Annotated in this window: 19 protein-coding genes and 1 pseudogene; 10 read left to right on the top strand and 10 right to left on the bottom strand. The window is 61.2% G+C overall.

What is annotated here, in order from left to right; genetic code table 11:
* The first annotated feature begins 104 nt into the window (after window positions 1–104).
* From AC1DY9_RS10055 to AC1DY9_RS10035, 5 genes and pseudogenes are all read left to right on the top strand, one after another.
* Complete coding sequence (locus AC1DY9_RS10055; RefSeq protein WP_477666444.1) at window positions 105–890, top strand: carbonic anhydrase family protein; 786 nt, start codon at window positions 105–107, stop codon at window positions 888–890.
* Window positions 891–1,011: 121 nt separating this feature from the next.
* Window positions 1,012–2,514, top strand: a complete 1,503-nt coding sequence (locus AC1DY9_RS10050) for an FAD-linked oxidase C-terminal domain-containing protein (protein ID WP_477666443.1) — start codon at window positions 1,012–1,014, stop codon at window positions 2,512–2,514.
* Window positions 2,515–2,574: 60 nt separating this feature from the next.
* Window positions 2,575–3,855, top strand: a complete 1,281-nt coding sequence (locus AC1DY9_RS10045) for a serine hydrolase domain-containing protein (RefSeq protein ID WP_477666442.1) — start codon at window positions 2,575–2,577, stop codon at window positions 3,853–3,855.
* A gap of 92 nt (window positions 3,856–3,947) precedes the next feature.
* Window positions 3,948–4,270: pseudogene (locus AC1DY9_RS10040) on the top strand (CidA/LrgA family protein); the annotation flags it as partial.
* A 40-nt stretch (window positions 4,271–4,310) separates the two neighbouring features.
* Window positions 4,311–4,847, top strand: a complete 537-nt coding sequence (locus AC1DY9_RS10035; RefSeq protein WP_477666441.1) for an LrgB family protein — start codon at window positions 4,311–4,313, stop codon at window positions 4,845–4,847.
* 114 nt (window positions 4,848–4,961) lie between these two features.
* Here AC1DY9_RS10035 and AC1DY9_RS10030 read toward each other — a convergent pair whose 3' ends face one another.
* Window positions 4,962–5,525 (bottom strand): bactofilin family protein, encoded by a 564-nt coding sequence (locus tag AC1DY9_RS10030; protein ID WP_457281477.1) that lies wholly within the window; start codon window positions 5,523–5,525, stop codon window positions 4,962–4,964.
* A 315-nt stretch (window positions 5,526–5,840) separates the two neighbouring features.
* Here AC1DY9_RS10030 and AC1DY9_RS10025 point away from each other — a divergent pair, with 315 nt between their 5' ends.
* The 3 genes from AC1DY9_RS10025 (at window position 5,841) to fusA (ending at window position 9,398) form a co-directional block, all read left to right on the top strand.
* Window positions 5,841–6,419 carry a methylated-DNA--[protein]-cysteine S-methyltransferase gene (locus AC1DY9_RS10025; RefSeq protein WP_457281478.1) on the top strand — a complete coding sequence of 193 codons (579 nt, stop codon included), beginning with the start codon at window positions 5,841–5,843 and terminating at the stop codon, window positions 6,417–6,419.
* A 40-nt stretch (window positions 6,420–6,459) separates the two neighbouring features.
* Window positions 6,460–7,164, top strand: a complete 705-nt coding sequence (locus AC1DY9_RS10020; RefSeq protein ID WP_457281479.1) for a glutathione S-transferase family protein — start codon at window positions 6,460–6,462, stop codon at window positions 7,162–7,164.
* Between the two features lie 128 nt (window positions 7,165–7,292).
* The gene (gene fusA, locus AC1DY9_RS10015; RefSeq protein WP_457281480.1) at window positions 7,293–9,398 is read left to right on the top strand and encodes an elongation factor G; all 2,106 of its coding nucleotides are present in this window, start codon (window positions 7,293–7,295) and stop codon (window positions 9,396–9,398) included.
* 168 nt (window positions 9,399–9,566) lie between these two features.
* Here fusA and AC1DY9_RS10010 read toward each other — a convergent pair whose 3' ends face one another.
* The 6 genes from AC1DY9_RS10010 to AC1DY9_RS09985 all read right to left on the bottom strand — a co-directional run bounded on the left by AC1DY9_RS10010 (window position 9,567) and on the right by AC1DY9_RS09985 (window position 17,160).
* Window positions 9,567–11,435, bottom strand: a complete 1,869-nt coding sequence (locus tag AC1DY9_RS10010; protein WP_457281481.1) for a potassium transporter Kup — start codon at window positions 11,433–11,435, stop codon at window positions 9,567–9,569.
* A gap of 421 nt (window positions 11,436–11,856) precedes the next feature.
* Window positions 11,857–13,152: a glutamate--cysteine ligase gene (gene gshA, locus AC1DY9_RS10005; protein ID WP_457281482.1), complete on the bottom strand. Its 1,296-nt coding sequence runs from the start codon at window positions 13,150–13,152 to the stop codon at window positions 11,857–11,859.
* A 293-nt stretch (window positions 13,153–13,445) separates the two neighbouring features.
* Complete coding sequence (locus tag AC1DY9_RS10000; protein ID WP_457281483.1) at window positions 13,446–14,189, bottom strand: FkbM family methyltransferase; 744 nt, start codon at window positions 14,187–14,189, stop codon at window positions 13,446–13,448.
* 86 nt (window positions 14,190–14,275) lie between these two features.
* Window positions 14,276–15,598, bottom strand: coding sequence for a glutamate-5-semialdehyde dehydrogenase (locus AC1DY9_RS09995; protein ID WP_477666440.1), 1,323 nt, complete (start codon window positions 15,596–15,598; stop codon window positions 14,276–14,278).
* A gap of 44 nt (window positions 15,599–15,642) precedes the next feature.
* The gene (holA, locus tag AC1DY9_RS09990) at window positions 15,643–16,728 is read right to left on the bottom strand and encodes a DNA polymerase III subunit delta (RefSeq protein ID WP_457281485.1); all 1,086 of its coding nucleotides are present in this window, start codon (window positions 16,726–16,728) and stop codon (window positions 15,643–15,645) included.
* 9 nt (window positions 16,729–16,737) lie between these two features.
* The gene (locus AC1DY9_RS09985; RefSeq protein WP_457281486.1) at window positions 16,738–17,160 is read right to left on the bottom strand and encodes an Lrp/AsnC family transcriptional regulator; all 423 of its coding nucleotides are present in this window, start codon (window positions 17,158–17,160) and stop codon (window positions 16,738–16,740) included.
* 138 nt (window positions 17,161–17,298) lie between these two features.
* On the opposite strand from AC1DY9_RS09985, the gene AC1DY9_RS09980 reads away from it, so the two are divergent.
* Both AC1DY9_RS09980 and rocF read left to right on the top strand, forming a co-directional pair.
* Window positions 17,299–18,387 (top strand): ornithine cyclodeaminase, encoded by a 1,089-nt coding sequence (locus AC1DY9_RS09980; protein WP_457281658.1) that lies wholly within the window; start codon window positions 17,299–17,301, stop codon window positions 18,385–18,387.
* Window positions 18,387–19,301: an arginase gene (gene rocF, locus AC1DY9_RS09975; protein ID WP_457281487.1), complete on the top strand. Its 915-nt coding sequence runs from the start codon at window positions 18,387–18,389 to the stop codon at window positions 19,299–19,301. The genes AC1DY9_RS09980 and rocF overlap by 1 nt, the downstream gene beginning before the upstream one ends.
* Before the next feature lie 13 nt (window positions 19,302–19,314).
* Here rocF and AC1DY9_RS09970 read toward each other — a convergent pair whose 3' ends face one another.
* The 3 genes from AC1DY9_RS09970 to AC1DY9_RS09960 form a co-directional block, all read right to left on the bottom strand.
* A complete protein-coding gene (locus AC1DY9_RS09970; RefSeq protein WP_457281488.1) occupies window positions 19,315–19,821 on the bottom strand; it encodes an LPS-assembly lipoprotein LptE in 507 nt (168 codons plus the stop codon).
* A 37-nt stretch (window positions 19,822–19,858) separates the two neighbouring features.
* Window positions 19,859–22,501, bottom strand: coding sequence for a leucine--tRNA ligase (leuS, locus tag AC1DY9_RS09965; protein ID WP_457281489.1), 2,643 nt, complete (start codon window positions 22,499–22,501; stop codon window positions 19,859–19,861).
* A gap of 125 nt (window positions 22,502–22,626) precedes the next feature.
* Complete coding sequence (locus AC1DY9_RS09960) at window positions 22,627–23,073, bottom strand: ExbD/TolR family protein (RefSeq protein WP_457281490.1); 447 nt, start codon at window positions 23,071–23,073, stop codon at window positions 22,627–22,629.
* Window positions 23,074–23,142 lie beyond the last annotated feature (69 nt).

The raw sequence follows: 23,142 nt of genomic DNA, 5'->3' as shown, positions 1-23,142 counted from the left end.
CCGTACCGGCTCATGCTTATGATGGGCTGGCCGTGACACCGGGGGAGGGCCCGGCCGGCTGCACATAGCCAAAAAAACCAACCCGTTCAACGAGGGAAAATCTTATGAGGAAAAATCAATTGGCCGTCGGCGTGGCCGGCGTCCTGCTCTCCATGCTCGCCCTGTCGCCTGCGATTCATGCCGAGGGTAAGGCGGCCGCGGCCAAGGCCGTCAAGCCCGGCACCTTCTGTCCCATCCAGGACGCCAAGGAGTGCCAGGCCGCTGTGACGCCCGTGCAAATCCTGTCGCGCTTCAAGGCCGGCAATACGCGTTTCGTTTCCGGCAAGCCGCGCCACCAAAACTACCTCAAGGAAGTGAAGGCCACCGCGGACGGCCAGTTCCCACTGGCCAGCATAGTGTCGTGCATTGATTCGCGCGCACCGGCCGAGATTGTGTTTGACCAGGGCATAGGTGACCTTTTCAACGCACGCGTGGCAGGCAACATCGTCAACGAAGACATCCTGGGTAGCCTGGAATTCGCACACAAAGTCATGGGCGCCAAACTGCTGGTGGTGATGGGTCACACCAGCTGCGGTGCCATCAAGGGTGCTTGCGACGACGCCCAATTGGGCAACCTGACGGGACTCATCGGCAAGATCAAGCCAGCCGCGAACCTGGTGTCCGCCGACATCAAGGATCGCACGTCCAAGAACTATGCCTTTGTCGAGATGGTGGCGGAGAGCAATGTGCATCTCACAGTGGAAACGATTCGCGAGAAGAGCCCCATCCTGCGCGAGATGGAGCAAAAGGGAGAAATCCTGATCGTGGGGGCCATGTACGACGTGAAGACCGGCAAGGTCAAGTTTTACGACACGCCCGGCGCCGGCAAGGCTCCGGGAACGAAGTCTTGAAGCTCTTCCCGTTTTGAGCGGATTCTGGCGGCCGGCATTTCACACCCGGCATTAAATTTCTTCAACCCGGCCGCCGCCGCTTGCCCTACAGTCTGGTTTCAACCCCGGAGCCAGACAGACCATGAACGCCCCCGCCTCGCTCAAACAGCAAAGCCAGCTTGAACGCTCGGAACGGCAGTCGCAGGTCGTGCGAGCGCTGCGGGCGGTGTTGCCGGCTCATGCCCTGCTGTGGAACAACGAAGACACCACACCTTACGAGTGCGACGGCCTGACCGCCTACCGCCAGCGGCCGCTGGTTGTGGCTTTGCCCGAGACCTATGACCAGGTGCAGGCCGTGCTCAAGAGCTGTCATGCGCTGGAAGTGCCGGTGGTTGCGCGCGGCGCCGGCACCGGGCTTTCCGGCGGTGCCATGCCGCACAAGCTGGGCGTCACGCTATCGCTGGCCAAGTTCAACAAGATTCTCAAACTCGACGCCATCAGCCGCACGGCCGTGGTGCAGGGCGGCGTGCGCAACCTCGCCATTTCCGAAGCGGCCGCACCGCTGGGCCTTTATTACGCGCCCGACCCTTCCAGCCAAATAGCCTGCACCATAGGCGGCAACGTGGCCGAGAACTCGGGTGGCGTGCATTGCCTCAAGTACGGGCTGACGGTACACAACGTGCTCAAGGTCAGAGGCTTCACCATTGAAGGAGAGGAAGTTGAATTCGGCAGTGATGCACTCGATGGAGCAGGCTATGACCTGCTGAGCGTCATCATCGGAAGCGAAGGCATGCTGGCCGTGACCACAGAGGTGACGGTGAAACTGATACCCAGGCCTCAGCTGGCGCGTTGCATCATGGCCAGCTTTGACGACCTGCGCAAAGCCGGCGATGCCGTAGCCGCCGTAATTGCGGCGGGCATCATTCCCGCCGGCCTTGAGATGATGGACAAGCCGATGACGGCCGCAGTGGAAGACTTTGTGCACGCCGGCTACGACCTCACCGCCGAAGCCATCTTGCTGTGCGAAAGCGACGGCACGCCGGAGGAAGTTGAAGAAGAAATCGGCCGCATGACCGACGTGCTGCGCCGCTGTGGCGCCACGGCCATTGCGGTGAGCCAGGACGAGGCTGAACGCCTGCGCTTCTGGAGTGGCCGCAAAAACGCCTTCCCCGCATCGGGACGCATCAGCCCCGACTACATGTGCATGGACTCCACCATCCCGCGCAAGCGCCTGGCCGACATCCTGCTGGCTATCGCAGAGATGGAAAAGAAATACCAGTTGCGCTGCGCTAATGTGTTCCACGCGGGCGACGGGAATCTGCACCCGTTGATTTTGTTTGATGCCAATGATCCCGACCAATTGCACCGCTGTGAACTCTTCGGCGCAGACATCCTGGAAACCAGTGTCGCGATGGGCGGCACCGTGACGGGCGAACACGGCGTGGGCGTGGAAAAACTCAACTCCATGTGCGTGCAGTTCTCCGCTGAAGAAAACGAGCAGATGTTCGGTGTCAAACGCGCGTTCGACAGCAAAGGCCTGCTCAACCCGGGCAAGGTGATCCCGACGCTGAACCGCTGCGCCGAATACGGAAAAATGCTGGTACGGGGCGGGCAGATCAAGCACCCCGATTTACCGCGCTTTTAGGCGAAAGACGCAGCCGCATGAAAACCTCATAGACTGCGCGGGCAACCCACGGCCCAAAAAATGCATACGACGCTGTCCATCGGTTTTTCCACCATGCGCCGCCAGGTCTCCCGTGGCCTGGCAGGCGCCTTGCTGGCGTTCGTTTCGCCGTGGGGCTGGTGCCTCAAGGTGGGGCAGTCACTGCCCCACCTCGAGCCCTTCGACAAGGCCATGCTGGAAGTCATGAAGAAATACGATGTCCCGGGCGCCAGCCTGGTCGTGGCCAAGGACGGCAAGCTGCTCCTTGCCAAAGGTTACGGCTATGCCGACAGGGACAAGCAGGAAGCCATGACGCCGCAAACCCTGTTCCGCATGGGAAGCATCAACAAGACCTTGACAGCAGTCATGGTGCTCAAGCTGGCGGAGGACGGAAAGCTGAAGCTGGACGACCCGGTGCTGCCCCTTTTCGAAAAAGCCGGAATAGCACCCTCCTCCCCCGCCGACCCGCGCGTCAAGGACATCAGCATCCGGCACCTGCTTCAGCATTCAGGCGGATTCGATCGGGAGCGCTCTGGTGATCCGTTTTTTCAGCCCCGGCTCGGAGCCGTTGCCCGCCGGCAAGGCGTGGCACCCGTCAGCTGCGATGCGATCATCCGGGATTCCCTTCAGGACAAGCTGGATTTCGCGCCCGGCGAGCGCTTCGCCTATTCCAATACCGGCTACTGCATGCTCGGAAGGGTTGTGGAAGTCGTCACCGGCGAGTCCTACCGTACCTTCAGCAGCCGGGAGTTTCTGATGCCGTCCACCGGCAAAGGCTTTCAGGCCGCAAGCAGCACCGAGAGCCGGCAGGGCGAGACGAAGTACTACGCGTATCCCGGAGAGCCGCTGCAGCGCGGCGCACCGGGTGTTACGAACGCGAATGTGCCCAGCCCTTACGGCTCCTACTCCGTCGAAAACATGGACGCGCTGGGCGCCTGGATTGCAACGCCAACAGATGTGCTGAAGTTTTTCCTGGCGATCGACGGCGCACGGGGGAAACGGCTTCTGAATGAGGAATCGTTGCAAACCATGCGCAGCGAGCCGATGCTGGAAAAAGATGGCAATCCGCGCAGCTTTTATGCGGCAGGCATCCACGTCGTCAGGAGTGACAAAGGTGATAACTGGTGGCACACGGGCAGCCAGCCGGGCCTGCAGACCCTGGCACTTCGGACCCGGCAAGGCTATGCATGGGTGGTAGCCTTCAATTCCAGGCCGGACCCATCCGGGCGCCGCGCATTCTTCAAAGACATCGACCAGGCACTGTGGGGCGCGGCGAATGCGGTGCGGGAGTGGCCGCAAGGAGATCTTTTTTCCAGCCCTTAAACTTTCCAGATGGGTATTGCCATGACCATCCCAGCAATTCCCGGCGTTGCCCTCGCATCGAGAGTGCACCCACCTGCCGTGGAAATCATGTCATGACAGCATCGCGGAATTTGGCCTGGTTACTCGTTTTTCAGTCCGCAGGGGAACTTCTTTCCCGCGGTTTTCCCTGCCGTTTTCGGGCCCTGTGATTGGCGTGGTTTTGCTTCTGCCGGGCCTCCAGTCAGACACGGTGCGCAGCCCTGTGGCAGTGTGCGCAGACTTCTTGCTCTCGCACCTTTCGTTACTCTTTGTGCCCGTCGACGTCGGGATGATGACCCGTCCGTCACTGGTCAGCCAGTACGGCGCACGCATGCTGCTGGTCGTGGTGGCGTCCACTTCGGCGGGTTTGCTCGTGACCGTGCTGATGCTGCACCTGGACGGTCGTCTGCCTGGCCGGTGCCCTGCTGGCCACCGGCGTGCCTTACCCCACCTATTTTGCGGGCGCCCAGTTCATCCATTTCCTGCTCGGCCCTGCGGTGGTGGCACTGGCATGGCCACTATGGTTGCGGCGCGAAGAACTGCGCCGGGGTCGGCTGCTGCTTGCGGCCGTAGCCGGTGGTGCTGCGGCCAGCGGATCGGCATTGTTGCAGGGATGGGCCGCAGGCTTGCCCGTCGAAGTTACCCTGTCGCTTGCGCCCAAATCTGTCATCGCACCGGTCGCCATGGGTATTGCGGAAAAGATCGGCGGAATCCCTGCGCTGGCGGCTGTGTTTGCCGTGGTTACTGGCCTCGTGGGTGCGCTCAGCGGCAAATACCTGTTTGACGCCTTGCGAATTCCCGTTGACGCTGCAGGCTGGGCCGCGTGGTTTTGCGCTGGGCACGGCATCTCACGGGCTGGGCGCCGCGCGGGCCTTGCAGGTCAATGCCGACGCGGGCGCTCCGCCGGGTTGGCGCTGGGCCTGCAGGTGGTTCTGGCCTCCGCGCTGGTACCGCTGGCGTTCCGGTGGCAGTAGCCAGAACGGCGAACACGAAAACCCCGCATCACTTTCCTGCCGCGAGCAGCAGGAAAGTGATGTGGAGGTTTCGGTGGCGCGTTAGAAACGCGCCCTGTTTTTGCTTTAAGTCTCCTACACCGCCTGCAAACCTGGTTTGACCGCACTCGCCGGCTTGGCCGCAGCCAGCGCACCGAACAGGATCTCGCCTGAGAGCTGGCCGCCTTCTTCAATCACCAGCTTGCCGTAGCGGATGATGCCCGTGACTTTCCCGGTCGAGTAAATCACCAGTTTCTGCCGCACTGTAAGGTTGCCGTTGAATTCCCCACGGATTTCCGCCACGTCGATTTCTGCGGAGCCCTTGAACGCACCCTGCTCGGCAATCTGGATCACTCGCGAATCCATGGTGGCTTCCACCAGGCCTTCGACCACCAGCGTATCGCAGTCCGTGATCTCCACGCCCTTCAGTTTGATATTGGGGCCGACCGTCAACTTGCTGCCGCCTTCTTTTCCCGTGCTCGCAGGCGCTTCATTGACCGCCTTGGCGGTGTTTTGCTGGTTCACATTTGAGGACGATGCACCCGACTGCAGCGCGCCGGAAGCACTGGACGTGCCCGTGGTCCCATAACCATTTCCCGGGCCATGACGCAAGCCCGTTGGTGTCTCGTTTTCTCGCTTGCCAAAGAACGGTGTTGCCATTGTGAGTTCCTTCAAAAAGAACGCATGGTACGTCTGCAGAAAATTAAAAGCTTCAGTGGTGTGCAAGATAGGTAACGAAATTAATTCTTACATTCACCAGTTTGCATTGACGATGCGGCAAGAACAACAGACCTTACGTGCGCCTACGTCCGGCCAGCAACACATGAGGAAAACTCCATCCAATTGGCGCTGGAGATTCGCTCACTTCGTTTCGGTACATGCGATGGATTTTTTTGACGCAGTGGCAGCGCCGATCTTCCAATGTCGAAATGCCTCAAACCTCGGATACCGGTCGCGTGTAGCATGTCGGGCACCATGGCCGCTGACAATGAACTCCACACATTCGCGCTTTTTGACACTGCTGTTGGGCAGTGCGCGCTGGTATGGAACGCACACGGCATTGCAGCCGTGCGCTTGCCCGAAACATCGGAGCGCCGCATGTTGTCCCGTCTGCGGGGAGAGTTTGCGCCGCTCGCGCCCGCCACGCCACCACAGGACATGCAGCTGGCCATAGACGCCATGACAGCCCTGCTGGCAGGTGACGCCCGCGATTTGCGGTTCTGCATACTGGATCTGCGCCGCATTCCCCCGTTTCACCGCCGGGTTTATGCGATTGCACAGGAAGTCCTTCCGGGCAAAACATGCACATACGGCGATATCGCCACCGAGCTTGGCGAACCCGGCTCGGCGCGTGCCGTGGGTCAGGCGTTGGGGCATAACCCGTTTCCCATCATCGTGCCTTGCCACCGCGTGCTGGCCGCAGGCGCGCAGTCGGGCGGCTTCTCAGCGCCGGGTGGCGTCTCGACCAAGTTGCGCATGCTGCTGATTGAAGGCGCGGAAATCGGCGGCGCGCCCGGCTTGTTTGACCGTGAGCCGCCGCCCTCCACGTCATAGTCATTGAACAAACGCCCATCACCACGAAACTCACCCACCCATGCCGCACACCTTTACAGACAAAACGCCCGCAATTCGTCTCTATTCAGCCCGCCTCAGCATGTTCGGCGCCAAGGTGCAGATCGCCGCGTTTGAAAAAGGCATACCGCTCAATATCGTCATGGTGCCCTTCTCGCAGACCGAGGGCTACTCACCCAAGCATCCGGAGGTCGTGCGAATCAACCCGAAAAAACAGGTGCCCGTACTGATCAACGGCGACCTGGAGCTGTTTGACTCGACGCAGATCCTGGAATACCTTGAAGACCTGCAGCCCCAGCCCGCGCTGTGGCCGGCCGGCATCGCCGCCCGCGCCCGCGCCCGCCAGATGGAGCACATGTCGGACGAGGTTTACTTTCCTCACATCATCCGGCTCATGGGCCTGCAGCACAGCCTGGACGATCCGCAAGCGGTAGCCGCAATTGATGGTGCGCGGGCCTTCTACACGCGGCTTGAAAATCTCCTGCAAGGGCGGGAGTTCGTGATGGAGAGCTTCTCGTTTGCCGATATCGCGCTGTACATGGCGATGCTGTTTGGCGAACGCCTGGGCGCGCCCCTTACACCGGCTACGCCGTTGCTGCTGGCATGGCGCGACAGGATGAGTGCGCGGCCTTCGGTGCAGAGCGCGGTGATCCCCATGGCGAAATACCTGTTGTCGGACGGCAGGCCTCTGCCTGCCTTCATGGCCGAAATGCTGCAAGCGGCCTGACGCCAGGGCCCACACCCGACGTGGGTGCTCGGGGAAAACCGAGCAAAGACCGGCGCTTTGGCGCAAACTGGTGAACTGGCCGTGCAAACAAATCCAACAAGCGCGGACCGGCAAAAAAGGAGTTCGCCATGCCCCGCCACACCCCTATCGAGCGTTATCGCAACATTGGCATCAGCGCGCACATCGATGCCGGCAAGACCACCACGACCGAACGCATCCTGTTCTACACAGGTGTGAACTACAAGATCGGCGAAGTCCATGAAGGTACGGCCACCATGGACTGGATGGAGCAGGAGCAGGAGCGCGGCATCACCATCACCTCGGCAGCGACCACCGCCTTCTGGAAAGGCATGGCCGGCAACTACCCCGAGCACCGCATCAACATCATCGACACGCCCGGCCACGTGGACTTCACCATCGAGGTGGAGCGCTCCATGCGTGTGCTCGACGGCGCGGTGATGGTATATGACGCCGTGGGCGGCGTGCAGCCGCAGTCAGAAACCGTCTGGCGCCAGGCCAACAAATACAAGGTGCCGCGCCTGGCATTCGTCAACAAGATGGACCGGGTCGGTGCCGATTTTTTTCGCGTGCAACGCCAGATCAGCGAGCGTCTCAAAGGCGTGGCTGTGCCGGTGCAGATTCCGGTGGGCGCGGAAGACCATTTTCAAGGCGTGGTAGACCTCGTCAAGATGAAGGCCATCATCTGGGACGACACCAGCCAGGGCCTGCATTTCGAGTATGGCGACATTCCGGCAGACCTGGTGGAGACCGCCAACGAGTGGCGCACCAAGATGATTGAGGCGGCCGCTGAAGCCAATGACGAGTTGCTCAACAAGTACCTCGCGGGCGAGCCGTTGAGCGAAGACGAGATCAAACAGGGGCTGCGCCAGCGCACAGTGGCCAACGAGATCGTGCCCATGCTCTGCGGTAGCGCCTTCAAGAACAAGGGCGTGCAGGCGATGCTGGACGCGGTGATCGACTACCTGCCTTCGCCGGTGGACGTGCCCGCCATCCTGGGTCACACCGAAGACGACGGGGAAGCGGAACGCCACCCGAAAGACGATGAACCCTTCTCGGCGCTGGCTTTCAAAATCATGACCGACCCCTATGTCGGGCAGCTGATTTTCTTTCGTGTGTACTCCGGTGTGGTCAAAGCCGGAGACACGGTCTACAACCCCGTCAAGGGCAAGCGCGAGCGCCTGGGCCGCATTTTGCAGATGCATGCCAATGAGCGCAACGAGGTCAAGGAGGTGTACGCCGGCGACATCGCCGCCGCCGTGGGCCTGAAAGAAGCAACCACCGGCGACACGCTGTGCGACCCGGCCCACGTCATCATCCTGGAAAAGATGGTCTTCCCCGAGCCTGTGATTTCACAGGCCGTTGAACCCAAGACCCAGGCGGACCAGGAAAAAATGGGTATTGCGCTGCACCGCTTGGCGCAGGAGGACCCTTCGTTTCGTGTACACACCGACGAAGAGTCGGGCCAGACCATCATCTCGGGCATGGGCGAGCTGCACCTGGAGATATTGGTCGACCGCATGAAGCGCGAGTTCAGCGTAGAGGCCAATGTGGGCAAACCGCAGGTGGCCTACCGTGAAACGATCCGGCAGGCGGTGAACGATGTTGAAGGCAAGTTCATCAAGCAGTCGGGCGGTCGCGGGCAGTACGGACACGCGGTACTCAACCTGGAGCCGCAGCCTTCTGGCAAGGGCTTTGAGTTCGTCGATGCCATCAAGGGCGGCGTAATTCCACGTGAATACATTCCGGCGGTCAACAAGGGCATTGTGGAAACACTCAAGGCCGGCGTGCTTGCGGGCTACCCGGTGGTCGATGTGAAGGCCACGCTGGTGTTTGGCTCCTACCATGATGTCGATTCGAACGAGAACGCGTTTCGCATGGCCGGTTCGCTCGCCTTCAAGGAAGCCATGCGCCGTGCCAAGCCGGTGCTGCTGGAGCCCGTGATGGCGGTCGAGGTTGAAATGCCCGAAGACTTCATGGGCAATGTGATGGGCGACCTCTCATCGCGGCGCGGCATGGTGCAGGGCATGGAAGACATTGCGGGCGGCGGCGGCAAGCTGGTGCGCGCCGAGGTGCCGCTGTCGGAAATGTTCGGCTACTCGACCACCTTGCGCTCACTCACGCAGGGCCGGGCTACCTACACCATGGAGTTCAGGCGCTATGCCGAAACAACCCCGGATGTATCCGCTGCCATCATGCGCGGCAAGGGCACGTAGCTCCGCGCATGAAGCTCTAACAATTTCACCAGCATGCTTTATGCGGCTTGCCCATACGGCCAGGCGCGAGCAGCTATGGATTGGCATCAACAATTCAACGCAGGCAGGAATACGCGTGCCAGATATTTAAAACGAGTCCTCTGGCAAAGCCGGAGCGGCCAGAAACCCTCAGATCTCGATCTTGCTGCCCAGTTCCACCACCGAGTTGTTTGGCAGGTTCAGGAAGTCTGCCGCACCGCTGGCGTTGTGGTGCATCTGAGCAAACAGTTTCTCGCGCCAGGGTGCCATGCCGCTGCCGATGGTCGGGATCACCGTGTCGCGCGAGAGGAAATAGCTGGTCGTCATCGACTCCAGCTCGCAGCCCCGGCCCTTGATCTGCTGCAGGGCCTTGGGCAGGTCCAGGTCGTTCTTGAAGCCGTAGTGCACGTTGACCTGCCAGCAGTCGTGACCCAGTGATTCGATCTCCAGGCGCTTGTTCATGCCGATCCAGGGGATCTCATGGTTGCGCACCGTCACGAACAGATTCTGCTCATGCAGCACCTTGTTGTGCTTGAGGTTGTGCAGCAGCGCGTTGGGCACACTGCCAGGCTCGGCTGTCAGGAATACGGCGGTGCCTTCGACACGGGCCGGCGGGCTGACGAAGACGGCGTCCAGGAAGCTCGGTAAATCGATCGCATCGGCTCGCAGCTTTTCATTGAGCAGGTGGCGGCCTTCCTTCCAGGTAATCATCAGCGTGAAGACCGCACCCCCAATCACCAGCGGGAACCAGCCGCCGGCGAACAGTTTCATGAGGTTGGAGGCGAAGAACGCGAAGTCGACGACAAAGAAGACACCGGTCGCCGCAATGCACAAACTCAGTGGGTACTTCCAGCCGTAGCGGATCACGTAAAAAGTCAGGATGGTGGTGATCAGCATGTCGGTGCATACCGCAATGCCGTACGCGGCCGCCAGGTTGCTGGACGAGCGAAACATCACCACCGCAAGCACGATGGTGATGAAGAGGCCCCAGTTGACGAAGGGCATGTAGATCTGGCCGGTGTCGCGCACGCTGGTGTGCTGGATATTGAGGCGCGGCAGGTAGCCCATCTGGATGGCCTGCTTGGTCACGCTGAAGGCGCCGGTGATCAGCGCCTGCGAGGCGATCACGGTAGCCATGGTGGCCAGGCCCACCAGCGGCAGCAGCGCCCACTCGGGCGCCATCAGGAAAAACGGGTTCTTCACTGCGGCAGGGTTGCCGATGAGCAGCGCGCCCTGGCCGAAGTAATTGAGCACCAGCGAAGGCATGACCACGGAAAACCACGCCAGGCGAATCGGTTTTTTGCCGAAGTGGCCAAGGTCGGCGTAAAGCGCCTCGGCGCCGGTTACGCACAGCACGACGGCGCCCAGAATGATGAAGGTGGTACCGGGGTTGGCCCACATGAACATCACCGCGTAGTGCGGGCTGACTGCCACCAGGATTTCGGGATGGGTCACGATCTGCGAAATGCCCAGCAACGCCAGCACGGCAAACCAGATCAGCGTGATGGGGCCGAAAAATTTGCCTATGCCCGCCGTGCCGTGCTTTTGCACCGCAAAAAGGGCAAACAAAATGACCAGGGTGATAGGGATCACGCCCTGCTTGAAGGCAGGCGAGACGACTTCCAGGCCTTCGACGGCCGACAGCACCGAAATCGCCGGCGTGATGACGCCATCGCCATAAAACAGGGAAGTGCCGAAGATGCCAACGATCAGCAAGGTCTTGCGCAGCTGGGGCTTGTCTTTCACCGCGGTGGAGGCCAGCGCCAACATGGCGATCAGGCCGCCTTCACCGTTGTTGTCGGCGCGCAGCACCAGCGCCACATACTTGATCGAGACAATGACGGTCAGCGTCCAGAAGAAGATGGACAGGATGCCGTAGACGTTGTCTGGGGTAAAGGGAACATGCCCGGAACCGAAAACTTCCTTGACGGCATACAGGACGCTGGTTCCGATGTCGCCGTAGACGACACCAATGGCGCCCAGGGTGAGCGCCGCGAGTGATGATTTTTTACTGGACACAAAAACTTCCCGTCTTTGCACTCGGCCCGTTCAAGCGGGTCCAAAGCGGCGGGAATGGTTACCTTTGGGAACGCTATTTTGCGCCCGGGTGCCCTGCTTGCAAGTCGGCGAACACCCCTAAATCCAACTAATCCCGATTTTGTTGCACCGCAACAACTTGTAACAAACCGGCCCCGCCGATGCCGGGGAAGCCAGCGCAGGCAGGTGAATTCTGGGCGCTACTTTTTTAATAGCTGCTTGCGCACGGCCTGCTTGGGCCAGACGCCTAAAAGACTCCTAATTCGAGCCGTCGCGGACACATAAGCTCCCTGACTTTCGAAAGCGGCCGCGGGCAGGCCGGCTTTGCCGGATGCCTTGCGGCGTCCCCTGCAAGGGGAAACGGCACTACACGAAGCGTAGCGAAGTGAGAACGATAGGGGTGTTAGTCGTAAACCTCGGCGTCCGGGTCGGTGGCTTCGAGTTCATAGCTCGCAGCAAGCATCGCCAGTCGGGCGATCACGCCATACATATAGAAGCGGTTGGGGCTGCTGGAGCCGGGCTTCTCGCCGGGCTGCGGCAGGCGGCCGCTGTCGGCAAAGGCCAGCGGCACAAAGCTGGCGCCGGGCGCATTGAGGTTTTCGTCCACACCGCGCTCTGCATGCACGCGGTAAAAGCCGCCCACCACGTAGCGGTCCATCATGTAGACCACGGGCTCGGCCACGGCGTCGTTGACGCGCTCGTTGGTCAGCACGCCTTCCTGGATGATCACTTCGGACAGCGGCTGGCCGTCTTTTGTCGTGCTCATCTTGTTTTTCGTCTTGCGGTTCAGCGCGTCCAGGTCTTTCACGTCGCGCACCGTCATGATGCCCATGCCGTAGGTGCCATTGTCCGCCTTGACGACGACAAAAGGCTTTTCGTTGATGCCGTATTCCTTGTACTTGCGCTTGATTTTGGTGAGCAGCGCATCGACGTTGGTGGTCAGGCAGTCCATGCCGGTTTCTTCGGCAAAGTTGACTTCACCGCACTGGGCGTACATGGGGTTGATAAGCCAGGGGTCTATGCCCAGCAGCTTGCCGAAACGCTTGGAAACTTCTTCGTAGGCCTTGAAGTGCCGCGACTTGCGGCGCACCGACCAGCCGGCATGCAGCGGCGGCAACAGGTACTGCTCGTTGAGGTCTTCCAGGATGCCGGGGATGCCGGCCGACAGGTCATTGTTCAGCAAAATGGTGCAGGGGTCGAAGTCTTTCAGGCCCAAGCGGCGGTCGGTCCGGATCAGCGGCTCGATCGTGATGGTCTCTCCGGTCGGCAGGTTCAGCGTGGTGGGCTCCTTGATGTCGGAGCTCAGCGAGCCGAAACGCACATTGAGGCCGGCCTGGTGAAAAATGCGCTTGAGCTGCAGCACGTTGGACAGGTAAAAGCTGTTGCGCGTGTGGTTCTCGGGCACGACCAGCAGGTTGCGCGCCTCGGGGCAGATTTTTTCGATCGCGGCCATGGCGGCCTGCACCGCCAGCGGCAGCATTTCGGGCGTCAGGTTGTTCCAGCCGCCGGGGTAGAGGTTGGTGTCAACCGGGGCGAGCTTGAAGCCGGCGTTGCGGATGTCGACCGAGCTGTAAAACGGCGGCGTGTGCTCCATCCACTCCAGCCGGAACCAGCGCTCAATCGCCGGCGTGGAGTCCAGGACCCGTTGTTCGAGTTCGTTGATAGGGCCGTTCAGGGCGGTGATGAGGTGCGGAACCATGCGGCCACTTTCTGCTGCGGGATGTTGTTGTCAATAGTCTGCCGGGGCTCAAAAGTCGTCGTCTGCAAATCAGCTGCAGCGGTATTTTTTTCGCCGCTTTCTTGACCCATGTGCAGAGATGGGCCTGCAAAATCGTCAAAAATTGTCCTCGCCAAGGGTCGATTTTCGCTTTTAAGACCTGAACCCGGCAGGCCCGTGTTCGGTTATATCTGACCGGATTCTAGGGATATTGGGACGGGCCGGCGGGTTACAAGGCGTGACTGGAACCTTCAAAACAGAAAAATCCACCCAGGTCAGGAGGTCGAATCCAGACGGGCCAAGGCGGGATCTGTCAAATGGAGCGCGATGATGTTGACGCCCATAGGGCGGGTCGTGTAGCCATAACGCTCCAGAAGTTGCGTCAAGTCCGAGCGATTGGTCTTGATGACTTCGATCACCATCATGGGTTTGTGCTTTTGCAAGGCCTGCAGTGCCCCCGTCAACGCTTCGATCTCCATGCCTTCAATGTCAAGCTTGATGAAGTCAAGGCGTGGCAAATCAAGGCCGTCAATAGTCATCATCCGTACTTTTTTGCCAGCAGCTTCGGAATAATCTATGTCCTGGCCGATGAACTCGTTCTGGCTCTTCTTGCGAAGTTCAAGTGACCCAAAACTGGAAGGCTGGCTGTAATCCAGCATAGGCACAGTGATGCTGCCTTCCTGCGATCCTAAAGCCGCGTAATGGGCGTTGGCGTTAAAGCAGTTGTTCAGGGCGATATTTCCGGCGAGTGCATAAAACACCCGCTCCTGCGCTTCGAATGCAACTACTTTGCCCCATCCCTGCATGTGCCGGGCCCATTCGAGGGTGTGCACGCCAATATTGGCTCCCCCATCGATCGCTACGAGACCATCCCCGAAGAATTCGTGTCGCATGTCCAGCAACTGAAGCACGTCATCAACTTCAGCAGGATCAAAGGAGGCATATTCAAGCACCTGGTGGCCGACACCGTACCTGCCTTCAGGGGTATCCTGGTAATCATTGCGATTGACGATCATCATCCCGTGGTGAGACGCTGCCAGTACAAACGGCAATGGGCGGCGCGTAAGTATCATGAATACAGATTCCTATTTGTCAGGTTAACGAATCAGATCCTGACTTCGCCCTGCCCCAGTACCACGTACTTAAGGGAAGTGAGCCCCTCAATCCCGACCGGCCCGCGCGCATGGAATTTGTCGGTGCTGATGCCAATTTCGGCACCCAGCCCAAACTCGAATCCATCGGCGAAGCGGGTGCTCGCATTCACCATGACGCTGGCCGAATCCACCTCGCGCAAAAAGCGCTGGGCATTGATGTGGTCGCGCGTGAGAATAGCGTCGGTGTGGTGGCTGGAGTACTGGTTGATGTGGGCGATTGCTTCATCAATGCCCGCCACCACCTTGATGCTGATGATGGGCGCGAGGTACTCCTCGTACCAGTCCTGCTCAGTGGCAGCTTTGAGGTTGGCGCCTTTAATGCCAGCCAGAATGGCCTGCGATTCGGCATCGCAGCGCATTTCAACGCCCTTGGCGGCGTAGATGGCGCCGATTTTGGGCAGAAACTGCGCCGCCACGCCGCGCGCGACCAGCAAACCTTCGCTGGCATTGCAGGGGCTGTATTTTTGGGTTTTGGCGTTGTCGGCCACTTTCACCGCCATCTCGATGTCGCAAGGGTCGTCGACATACACATGGCAGTTGCCGTCCAGATGCTTGATGACCGGCACCTTGGCATCGCGGCTGATGCGCTCGATCAAACCTTTGCCGCCGCGCGGGATGATCACGTCCACATACTGCGGCATGGCGATCAAATGGCCCACGGCTTCGCGGTCAGTGGTGGGCACCAGCTGCACGGCATCGGCGGGCAGGCCGGCGGCCACCAGCGCCTGCTGCACCAGCGCAGCCAGCGCCTTGTTCGATTCAATCGCTTCGGAGCCGCCGCGCAAAATACAGGCGTTGCCGCTCTTGATCGCCAGTGACGCGGCTTCAATCGTCACATTGGGACGGCTCTCGTAAATCATGCCGAACACGCCAATCGGTACGCGCATCTGCCCCACGCGAATCCCGCTGGGCTGCTCCTTCATGCCGACGATGTCGCCAATCACGTCGGGCATCACAGCCAATTGCTCGCAGCCAACCGCCACGGTCTCGATGATTTTGGGGGTGAGCTTGAGGCGGTCCAGCATGGGCCCGGCCAGGCCAGAGGCCGTGGCGCGCTCGATATCGCGCTGGTTGGCGGCTTCCAGCGCCGCCAGGTTCTGACGCAGCAGGGCGGCCAGATTCAGGAGTGCTCTGTTTTTTATAGCTGCTTGCGCGCGTGCTACCTGGGCTGAAGCCACTTTTGCCTTGGATCCGAGCGCTTCCATCAGACCAGGGACATCGCCGGCGAGGTCGCTGGAAGAAGAAAGGGCTTTGTGGGAGTCAGGCGCGTTCATCGCACCATTTTAGGCTTCTCAACGCGCGCCTGGGTGCGCGGGGACTATGCCTGCCTGGGGCGGCCCTGCCCCTGCATGGCGCATTGCTCACACACCATACCGGCCAGCCGGTGCAGCGCCTGCCAGCCATCGGCTGGCCAGTCGGGCTGCTTCAGACCTTTGACAATGCCGTCAACCTTGTGTGCAGCGTGCAGCAGATTTGACAACGTGGTGTCGCCGATCTGCGGCAGCACGCGTTCAAACAACTTTTCCTTGACGCCCCAGACGCGGTTTTCGCGCAGCGCCATCGGCATGGGGCGCCCTGCTTGAATAGCGTCTTTCACGCGCTTCATGCTGCGAATGTCTTCGCTGAGCGCCCAGTGCACCAGCACTTCGGACTCCCCCTCGGACTGCAGGCCGTCGAGCATGCGCGCCACACGTACGGACTGGCCGCCCAGCACGGCCTCGGAGAGCTTGAACACGTCGTAGCGCGCCACATTGAGCACGGCGTTTTCCACCTGCTCAAAGCTCAGGGCGCTGTCGGGTTGGGCCGGGTACAGCAGTCCCAGCTTCTGGATTTCCTGGTGCGCGGCCAGCAGGTTGCCTTCCACCCGATCGGCAAAGAACTGCAGCGTGCGCTGGCCTTCTTCGCCGGCGGCCACGCGCTGGCCCTGCTGTTGCAGGCGCTGGGCAATCCACTGCGGCAGGCTGCGCCGGTCTATCGGGTCGAATTTGACGGTGACGCCGAAGCTTTCGAGCGCGCCGAACCACGCGCCCTTGGCCGTCATGCTGTCCAGCCGCGGCAGCATGACGAGGGTGAGGGTGGAGTCGTCGCCCTGTGCGCGTTCGGCGATTTGCTGCAACGCGACGGAGCCGTCTTTTCCAGGCTTGCCGCTGGGGATGCGGATCTCGACGACCTGCTTGTCGGCGAAAAGGCTGAGCGAACCGCCGCTGGCCAGCACCTCGCTCCAGTCGAAATGCGCGCCGGCCACGGTGTGCACCGTGCGCTCGGTGTAGCCCTGTTCGCGCGCCGCACCGCGCAGCGCGTCGGCAAACTCCTGCACCAGCAGCGGCTCGTCGCCGTGCAGGGTATACAGGCTTTTCAAACCGCGCTTGAGGTGTTCCTGGAGTTGGGCGGGGGCCAGATTCATGAGGGGAGTTTAAAGCTTGGTGGTCGACAGTAGCAGGCTGGTCTCGGTGTTGGCAATGCCTTCGAGCAGGCGGATACGGCTCAGCACTCGGTCAAAGGCCTCCAGGGTGTCGGCCTGCAACTCGGCCACCATGTCCCAGCGGCCGTTGGTGGTGTGCAGGGCGCTCACGGCCGGATCGCCGCGCAGGGCGGCCAGCACCGCGTCCGTGCGGTTGCCTTCGACGGCCACGGTCATGAAGGCGCGGATGCGGTGGCCCTCGGCCTGGGGTTTGAGGCGGACGGTGTAGCCGGTGATGGTGCCGTCGGCCTCCAATTTGGCCAGCCGGTTTTGCACCGTGCCGCGCGAGACGCGCAAAACCTTGGCGATGGAGGCGACCGAGGCTCGGGCGTCGTCCCGCAACAGGGAAAGGAGTTGGCGGTCGGTGTCGTCCATGGCGTCATTTTATTGTCGAATCGCCAATTTAGTCTGTTGATTTGCTCAACTAAGCCATTAATTTGATCAACTTACTGACTTTTATTTGGCACAGCCCCTGCGGACAATGGAAAACAACACAAGACCGGGAGCCCCATGATGGTTGACTACATTGGCATTGAAAGCATTCAGAAAATCGTGCGCCAGCGCGGCGCCGCCGCCTTTATTGAAGGCCTGGCCGGCGAAATAGAGCACGACTACCGGCGCTGGAACGACTTTGACAAGTCGGCGCGCCACGCCATCCACTCCCCCGACGGTGTGATTGAGCTCATGCCCACCAGCGACGGGCACCAGTACTCCTTCAAATACGTCAACGGCCATCCCAAAAACACCGAACTGGGTTTGCTGACTGTGACCGCCTTCGGCGTACTGGCTGATGTGGACACCGGCTACCCCTTGCTGCTGTCAGAGCTCACCATCACCACCGCATTGCGCACGGCAGCCATGTCGGCACTGGCCGCCAAGTGGATGGCCCGGCCCGGGAGCCGCGTGATGGCGATCATCGGCAACGGCGCGCAAAGCGACTTCCAGGCGATCGCCTTTCACCACATGCTGGGTATACGCGAGATGCGCCTGTTTGACATTGACGCGGCCGCCAGCGATAAACTGGCCCGTAACCTGCATGCGATGGGGCTGCAGGGCCTGAGCGTGACGATTTGCCAGTCCGCCGACCAAGCCGTGCAAGGAGCCGACATCGTGACCACCATCACTGCCGACAAACGCAACGCCGTCATCCTGACGCCGGAGATGATCCGGCCCGGCATGCACCTGAACGCCGTGGGCGGTGACTGCCCGGGCAAGACCGAGCTGCACGCCGACATCCTGCTGCGCAAAGATGCGCGTGTGGTGGTCGAGTTTGAACCTCAGTCGCGCATTGAGGGTGAGATCCAGCAAATGCCGGAAGACTTCAAGGTGGCGGAATTTGCCGATGTGCTCAAGGGCACTGCCCAAGGCCGCGCGTCGCCGGAAGAAGTCACCATTTTTGATTCGGTCGGTTTTGCGCTGGAGGACTATTCCGCCCTGCGCTATCTGCACAAGCTGCAACTGGCCGACGCCGCCAACCGCCGCCAGATCGACCTGGTGCCTCATCTTGACGACCCCAAAAACCTGTTCGGCCTGCTGGCATCTGCCACAGCGCCGACCGTCAAGGCGCCCCGCATTTCCCCCATCCCTGAAATGGCACGTTGATGACCAAGTCTGTTGACCTGATTGGCGCTCCCACCGACATCGGCGCGGGCAGCCGCGGCGCCTCCATGGGCCCCGAAGCCTTGCGCGTGGCGGGCATCCGCGAAGCGCTGCACGGGCGCGGGCTCGAAGTGTTCGACACCGGCAACCTGGCCGGCCCCACCAACCCATGGCTGCCGCCCGAGGAGGGCTACCGGCACCTGGACGAGGTGGTCGCCTGGAACAAGGCGGTGCACGAAGCGATGTACCAAAGCCTGGCGGACGGCCACCTGCCCATCCTGCTGGGCGGCGACCACTGCCTGGGGATTGGCTCGATCAGCGCGGTGGCGCGCCACTGCCGCGATACCGGCAAGACCTTGCGCGTGCTCTGGCTGGACGCACACACCGACTTCAACACCAACGCGCTCACGCCCACCGGCAATGTGCACGGCATGCCGGTGGCGGTGCTGTGCGGCCACGGCCCGGCAGCGCTCACCAGCATCGGCGGCTCGGTGCCTGCCATGAGCGCCAAGGCGATACGGCAAATCGGCATCCGCAGTGTGGACGAGGGCGAAAAGCGCTTTGTGCGGCAAGAGGGCCTGGAGGTGTTCGACATGCGCTACATCGACGAGATGGGCATGCGCCACACCATGGAAAAAGCGCTCTCGGGCATGGACGCCCATACCCACCTGCATGTGAGCTTTGACGTGGACTTCCTCGACCCGTCGATCGCACCAGGTGTGGACACCGCCATCAAAGGCGGCCCCACCTACCGGGAGGCGCAGCTCTGCATGGAAATGATTGCCGACACAGGCCTGCTCGGCTCACTCGACGTGATGGAGCTCAACCCGGCGCTGGATGTGCGCAACGGCACGGCCGAAGTGGCTGTGGATCTCATCGAGAGTTTATTTGGCAAAAGTACGCTGATGCGGGCCTGATGGGTTAGGGGCTTTAGAGTTCCGTCACCGCCGCCAGGCGGCGCATGATCTGCTGGACGACATCGCTTTGCATATCGCGGTACAGCAGGGCTTCTTCGGCCTCCTTTGCCAATACCGCGGACTCATTGAAGCTGATGTCGCGCTGCTGCATGATTTCAGTGTCGGGGATGAGTTCCTTGCCGGCCAGGGTACGCAGCTTGAAGCGAAAACGCAGGCGCAGCTGAAACTCGCGTACCTGGCCCGAAGCATTGCGGCTCAGGATAACTTTTTCGCGCTGATCGCCCAGTGCATCGAGGACGACTTGTGCCTCATTGATCCTGCGGCCATCCGTGATCACCTCCACTTTGCGGGTCGCCTGCAGCGAACGCCTGAGTTCCACGCCCAGCGGTGAGGTTTCAGCCAGGCCCGAATAGAGTGTGGTGAAGGCAAAGGTGGGGGCCTTGCGCAGCGCGAAGCCGCATCCGCTCAGGCTCAGGGCGGCAACAGAAGCCGACAGGAAAAAGAATGTGCGACGCTGCATGGGCTGCCTTCTTTGGGTTGATGCGGTCTCAAATGACTCAGATGACGATGTTGACCAGCCGGCCTGGCACCACGATCACCTTCTTGGCGGGCGCACCTGCGGCCTGTTTGACGAATGCCTCGGATGCCAGCGCAGCCGCTTCAATCGCAGCCTTGTCGGCACCGGCGGGAACGGTGACGGAACCGCGCAGCTTGCCGTTGATCTGCAACACCAGCTCGATCTCGTCCTGCTGAAGAGCGGCTGCGTCAACTTCGGGCCAGGGGGCGTCGAGCAGTTCACCGTGCCGCGCCGCGTAGCCGAGCTGTGACCAGAGCGCATGCGCCAGATGCGGCGTGGCCGGGTAGAGGCAGCGCAGCAGGATGCTGAAGCCTTCGCGCAGCGCAGCGTTTGCACCTGCAGACGAGGCACCTTTAAAGTCCTCCATCGCGTTCAGCAACTTCATGTTGCCCGACACCACCGTGTTGTACTGCATGCGCTGGTAGTCGTAGTCAATCTGTTTGAGCACTGTGTGAATTTCCAGGCGCAGCGCTTTGGTTTCCTTGTCAAAAGAGGCTGTAGCACCCGATGGCTCTGCGCCCTCAGCTCCTGAATTCATAGCATGGAGCTTGACGCCGAAGTTCCAGACACGGCGCAGGAAGCGGTAGGAGCCTTCGAGCGCCGCATCGTTCCACTCCAGCGTGGTGTCGGGCGGCGCGGTGAACATGGTGTAGAGCCGGGCGGTGTCCGCGCCGTACTTTTCGATCAGGTCCTGCGGGTCGACGCCGTTGTTCTTGGACTTGGACATCGTGGTCCAGCCCTCGTAAGGCACCGGCAAGCCGTCGGCCCTGGAAGTGGCGGAGATCACCTTGGCGTGCTCGTCGCGCACGATATCGAGCTCGTGCGCCCAGAAATACTGCTTGCCGGTGGTCACGCGCGAGAAGGCCTCGTTGAGCACCATGCCCTGCGTGAGCAGCTTGGTGAAAGGCTCGTCGACCTTCACCAGGCCCAGGTCACGCATCACCTTGGTCCAGAAACGGGCGTAAAGCAAATGCAGGATGGCGTGCTCGATACCGCCGATGTACTGGTCCATCGGCATCCAGTAGTTGGCGCCTTCGGCCACCATCTTGTCGCCGTTCTTCGGGTCGCAGTAGCGCATGAAGTACCAGGACGAGTCGACAAAGGTGTCCATGGTGTCGGTCTCGCGGCGGCCGGGCTTGCCGCAGACGGGGCAGACCACGCCGGCATGAAAGCCCGCGTGCTTGTGCAGTGGGTTGCCCGAGCCGTCGGGCACGCAGTCTTGCGGCAAGACCACGGGCAGGTCTTTTTCAGGCACCGGCACGGCGCCGTGCTCTTCGCAGTGGATGATGGGAATGGGCGTGCCCCAATAGCGCTGGCGGCTCACGCCCCAGTCGCGCAGGCGCCAGGTGGTTTTCTTCTCGCCCAGGCCTTTGGCCGCCAGGTCGGCGGCCACGGCGTCTACCGCAGCTTTGAAATGGAGTCCGTCGTATTTGCCGGAATTGATGGTCACGCCGAGCTGCTTGTCGCCATACCAGTCGGCCCAGGCGTCCAGGCTGTAGGCCTGGCCCTTGACGTCGACCACCTGCTTGATCGGCAGTTTGTATTTTTTGGCGAACTCGAAATCGCGCTCGTCATGTGCGGGCACGCCCATCACGGCGCCGTCGCCGTAGCTCATGAGCACGTAGTTGCCGACCCAGACTTCCACCTTGTCGCCAGTGAGCGGATGCGTGACGAAGAGGCCGGTGGGCGCGCCTTTTTTCTCTTGCGTGGCCAGCTCGGCTTCGGTCGTGCCGCCGGCCTTGCATTCTTCAATGAAGGCGGCGATTTTTGGATTGGACACGGCGGCGTGCTGCGCCAGCGGGTGCTCCGGCGCCACGGCGCAGAAGGTCACGCCCATGATGGTGTCGGCGCGCGTGGTGAAGACATACATCTTCCCCTCGCCGATCAGCTTGCCGAAGGCGTCCTGGATGTCGTGCGTGAACGCAAAGCGCACGCCTTCGCTCTTGCCGATCCAGTTTTCCTGCATCAGCTTGACGCGCTCGGGCCAGCCGGGCAATTTGTTGCTGACGCTGTCGAGCAGTTCGTCGGCGTACTGGGTGATCTTGAGGTAGTAGCCCGGGATCTCGCGCTTTTCCACCACGGCGCCGGTGCGCCAGCCCTTGCCGTCGATCACCTGCTCATTGGCCAGCACAGTCTGGTCGACCGGGTCCCAGTTCACGACCTGGGTCTTGCGGTAGGCAATGCCTTTTTCCAACATCTTCAGAAAGAGCCACTGGTTCCACTTGTAGTAGCTCGCGTCGCAGGTGGCAACTTCGCGGCTCCAGTCGATGGCCAGCCCCATCGCCTGCATCTGCTTTTTCATGTAGGCGATGTTGTCGTAGGTCCACTGCGCCGGCGGCACGCCGTTCTTCATGGCGGCGTTTTCGGCCGGCAGGCCGAAGGCGTCCCAGCCCATGGGCATCAAGACGTTGTAGCCCTTCATGCGCAGGTGGCGCGTGAGCATGTCGTTGATGGTGTAGTTGCGCACGTGGCCCATGTGCAGCTTGCCGCTGGGGTAGGGCAGCATGGAGCAGGCGTAGTACTTCTTGCGGCTGGCGTCTTCCGTCACGCGGTAGGCGTCGGCTGCGGTCCAGTGGGCTTGAGCGTCGCGCTCAACGTCGAGGTGGTTGTATTTGTCTTGCATGGAGAACCGGAAAGGCGAAAACGGGATAACAAAATGGAGGCCGTGAAAGGCTCCGGCCCCGCCATACGGGGCCACGCGGCCAAAGGGCGATCCCCGATTTTAGATGCTGGGCGGCTCTGCGCAGGTTACCGGGCCGCCGCAGGGCCGGCAGCCGCGGACGGAACAGGATCTGCCACAAAGCCGATGCGGTTGAGCCCGGCTTTTTGCGCCACGCCCATGACTTCCACGACTTTCCCGTAAGGCACGGCTTCGTCCGCGCGCAACTGCACTTCGGTGTCGGGATTCTGGCCGGCAGTTTCCGCCAACCGGCGGGCAAGTTCATCCAGGCCCAAGGGCTTGTCATTCAGGAAAGCCTGGCCGGCCCTGTCGACCACCAGCGTGACGAATTTCGGCGCATCTGCCGGCTTGGCCGCCTCGGTTTTTGGCAGGTCGAGCCGGATGGTGCTGGCCAGCAGCGGAGCTGTAATGATGAAAATGACCACCAGCACCAGCATCACGTCGACCAGCGGCGTGACGTTGATGTCACTCATGGGCTGCGGGCCCTGGGTACGTTCGAGGCGGCCGAAACTCATGAGCCCCCACGCTTTTCACTTCGTGGGCCTGCGGCGGTACGCTGCCCCTTTCCCCAAATTTTGGGGCCA

This window comes from Polaromonas sp. P1_F6, from assembly GCF_056405695.1.
This window is presented reverse-complemented; position numbering and strand designations above follow the sequence as displayed.

Coding starts and splice junctions, on each gene's coding strand:
- fusA (WP_457281480.1), top strand. CDS start 7,293: ATGCCCCGCCACACCCCTATCGAGCGTTATCGCAACATTGGCATCAGC.
- AC1DY9_RS10045 (WP_477666442.1), top strand. CDS start 2,575: ATGCATACGACGCTGTCCATCGGTTTTTCCACCATGCGCCGCCAGGTC.
- AC1DY9_RS10030 (WP_457281477.1), bottom strand. CDS start 5,525: ATGGCAACACCGTTCTTTGGCAAGCGAGAAAACGAGACACCAACGGGC.
- gshA (WP_457281482.1), bottom strand. CDS start 13,152: ATGGTTCCGCACCTCATCACCGCCCTGAACGGCCCTATCAACGAACTC.
- AC1DY9_RS09960 (WP_457281490.1), bottom strand. CDS start 23,073: ATGAGTTTCGGCCGCCTCGAACGTACCCAGGGCCCGCAGCCCATGAGT.
- leuS (WP_457281489.1), bottom strand. CDS start 22,501: ATGCAAGACAAATACAACCACCTCGACGTTGAGCGCGACGCTCAAGCC.
- AC1DY9_RS10050 (WP_477666443.1), top strand. CDS start 1,012: ATGAACGCCCCCGCCTCGCTCAAACAGCAAAGCCAGCTTGAACGCTCG.
- rocF (WP_457281487.1), top strand. CDS start 18,387: ATGACCAAGTCTGTTGACCTGATTGGCGCTCCCACCGACATCGGCGCG.
- AC1DY9_RS09970 (WP_457281488.1), bottom strand. CDS start 19,821: ATGCAGCGTCGCACATTCTTTTTCCTGTCGGCTTCTGTTGCCGCCCTG.
- AC1DY9_RS09995 (WP_477666440.1), bottom strand. CDS start 15,598: ATGAACGCGCCTGACTCCCACAAAGCCCTTTCTTCTTCCAGCGACCTC.
- AC1DY9_RS10000 (WP_457281483.1), bottom strand. CDS start 14,189: ATGATGATCGTCAATCGCAATGATTACCAGGATACCCCTGAAGGCAGG.
- holA (WP_457281485.1), bottom strand. CDS start 16,728: ATGAATCTGGCCCCCGCCCAACTCCAGGAACACCTCAAGCGCGGTTTG.
- AC1DY9_RS10055 (WP_477666444.1), top strand. CDS start 105: ATGAGGAAAAATCAATTGGCCGTCGGCGTGGCCGGCGTCCTGCTCTCC.
- AC1DY9_RS09980 (WP_457281658.1), top strand. CDS start 17,299: ATGGTTGACTACATTGGCATTGAAAGCATTCAGAAAATCGTGCGCCAG.
- AC1DY9_RS09985 (WP_457281486.1), bottom strand. CDS start 17,160: ATGGACGACACCGACCGCCAACTCCTTTCCCTGTTGCGGGACGACGCC.
- AC1DY9_RS10020 (WP_457281479.1), top strand. CDS start 6,460: ATGCCGCACACCTTTACAGACAAAACGCCCGCAATTCGTCTCTATTCA.
- AC1DY9_RS10025 (WP_457281478.1), top strand. CDS start 5,841: ATGGCCGCTGACAATGAACTCCACACATTCGCGCTTTTTGACACTGCT.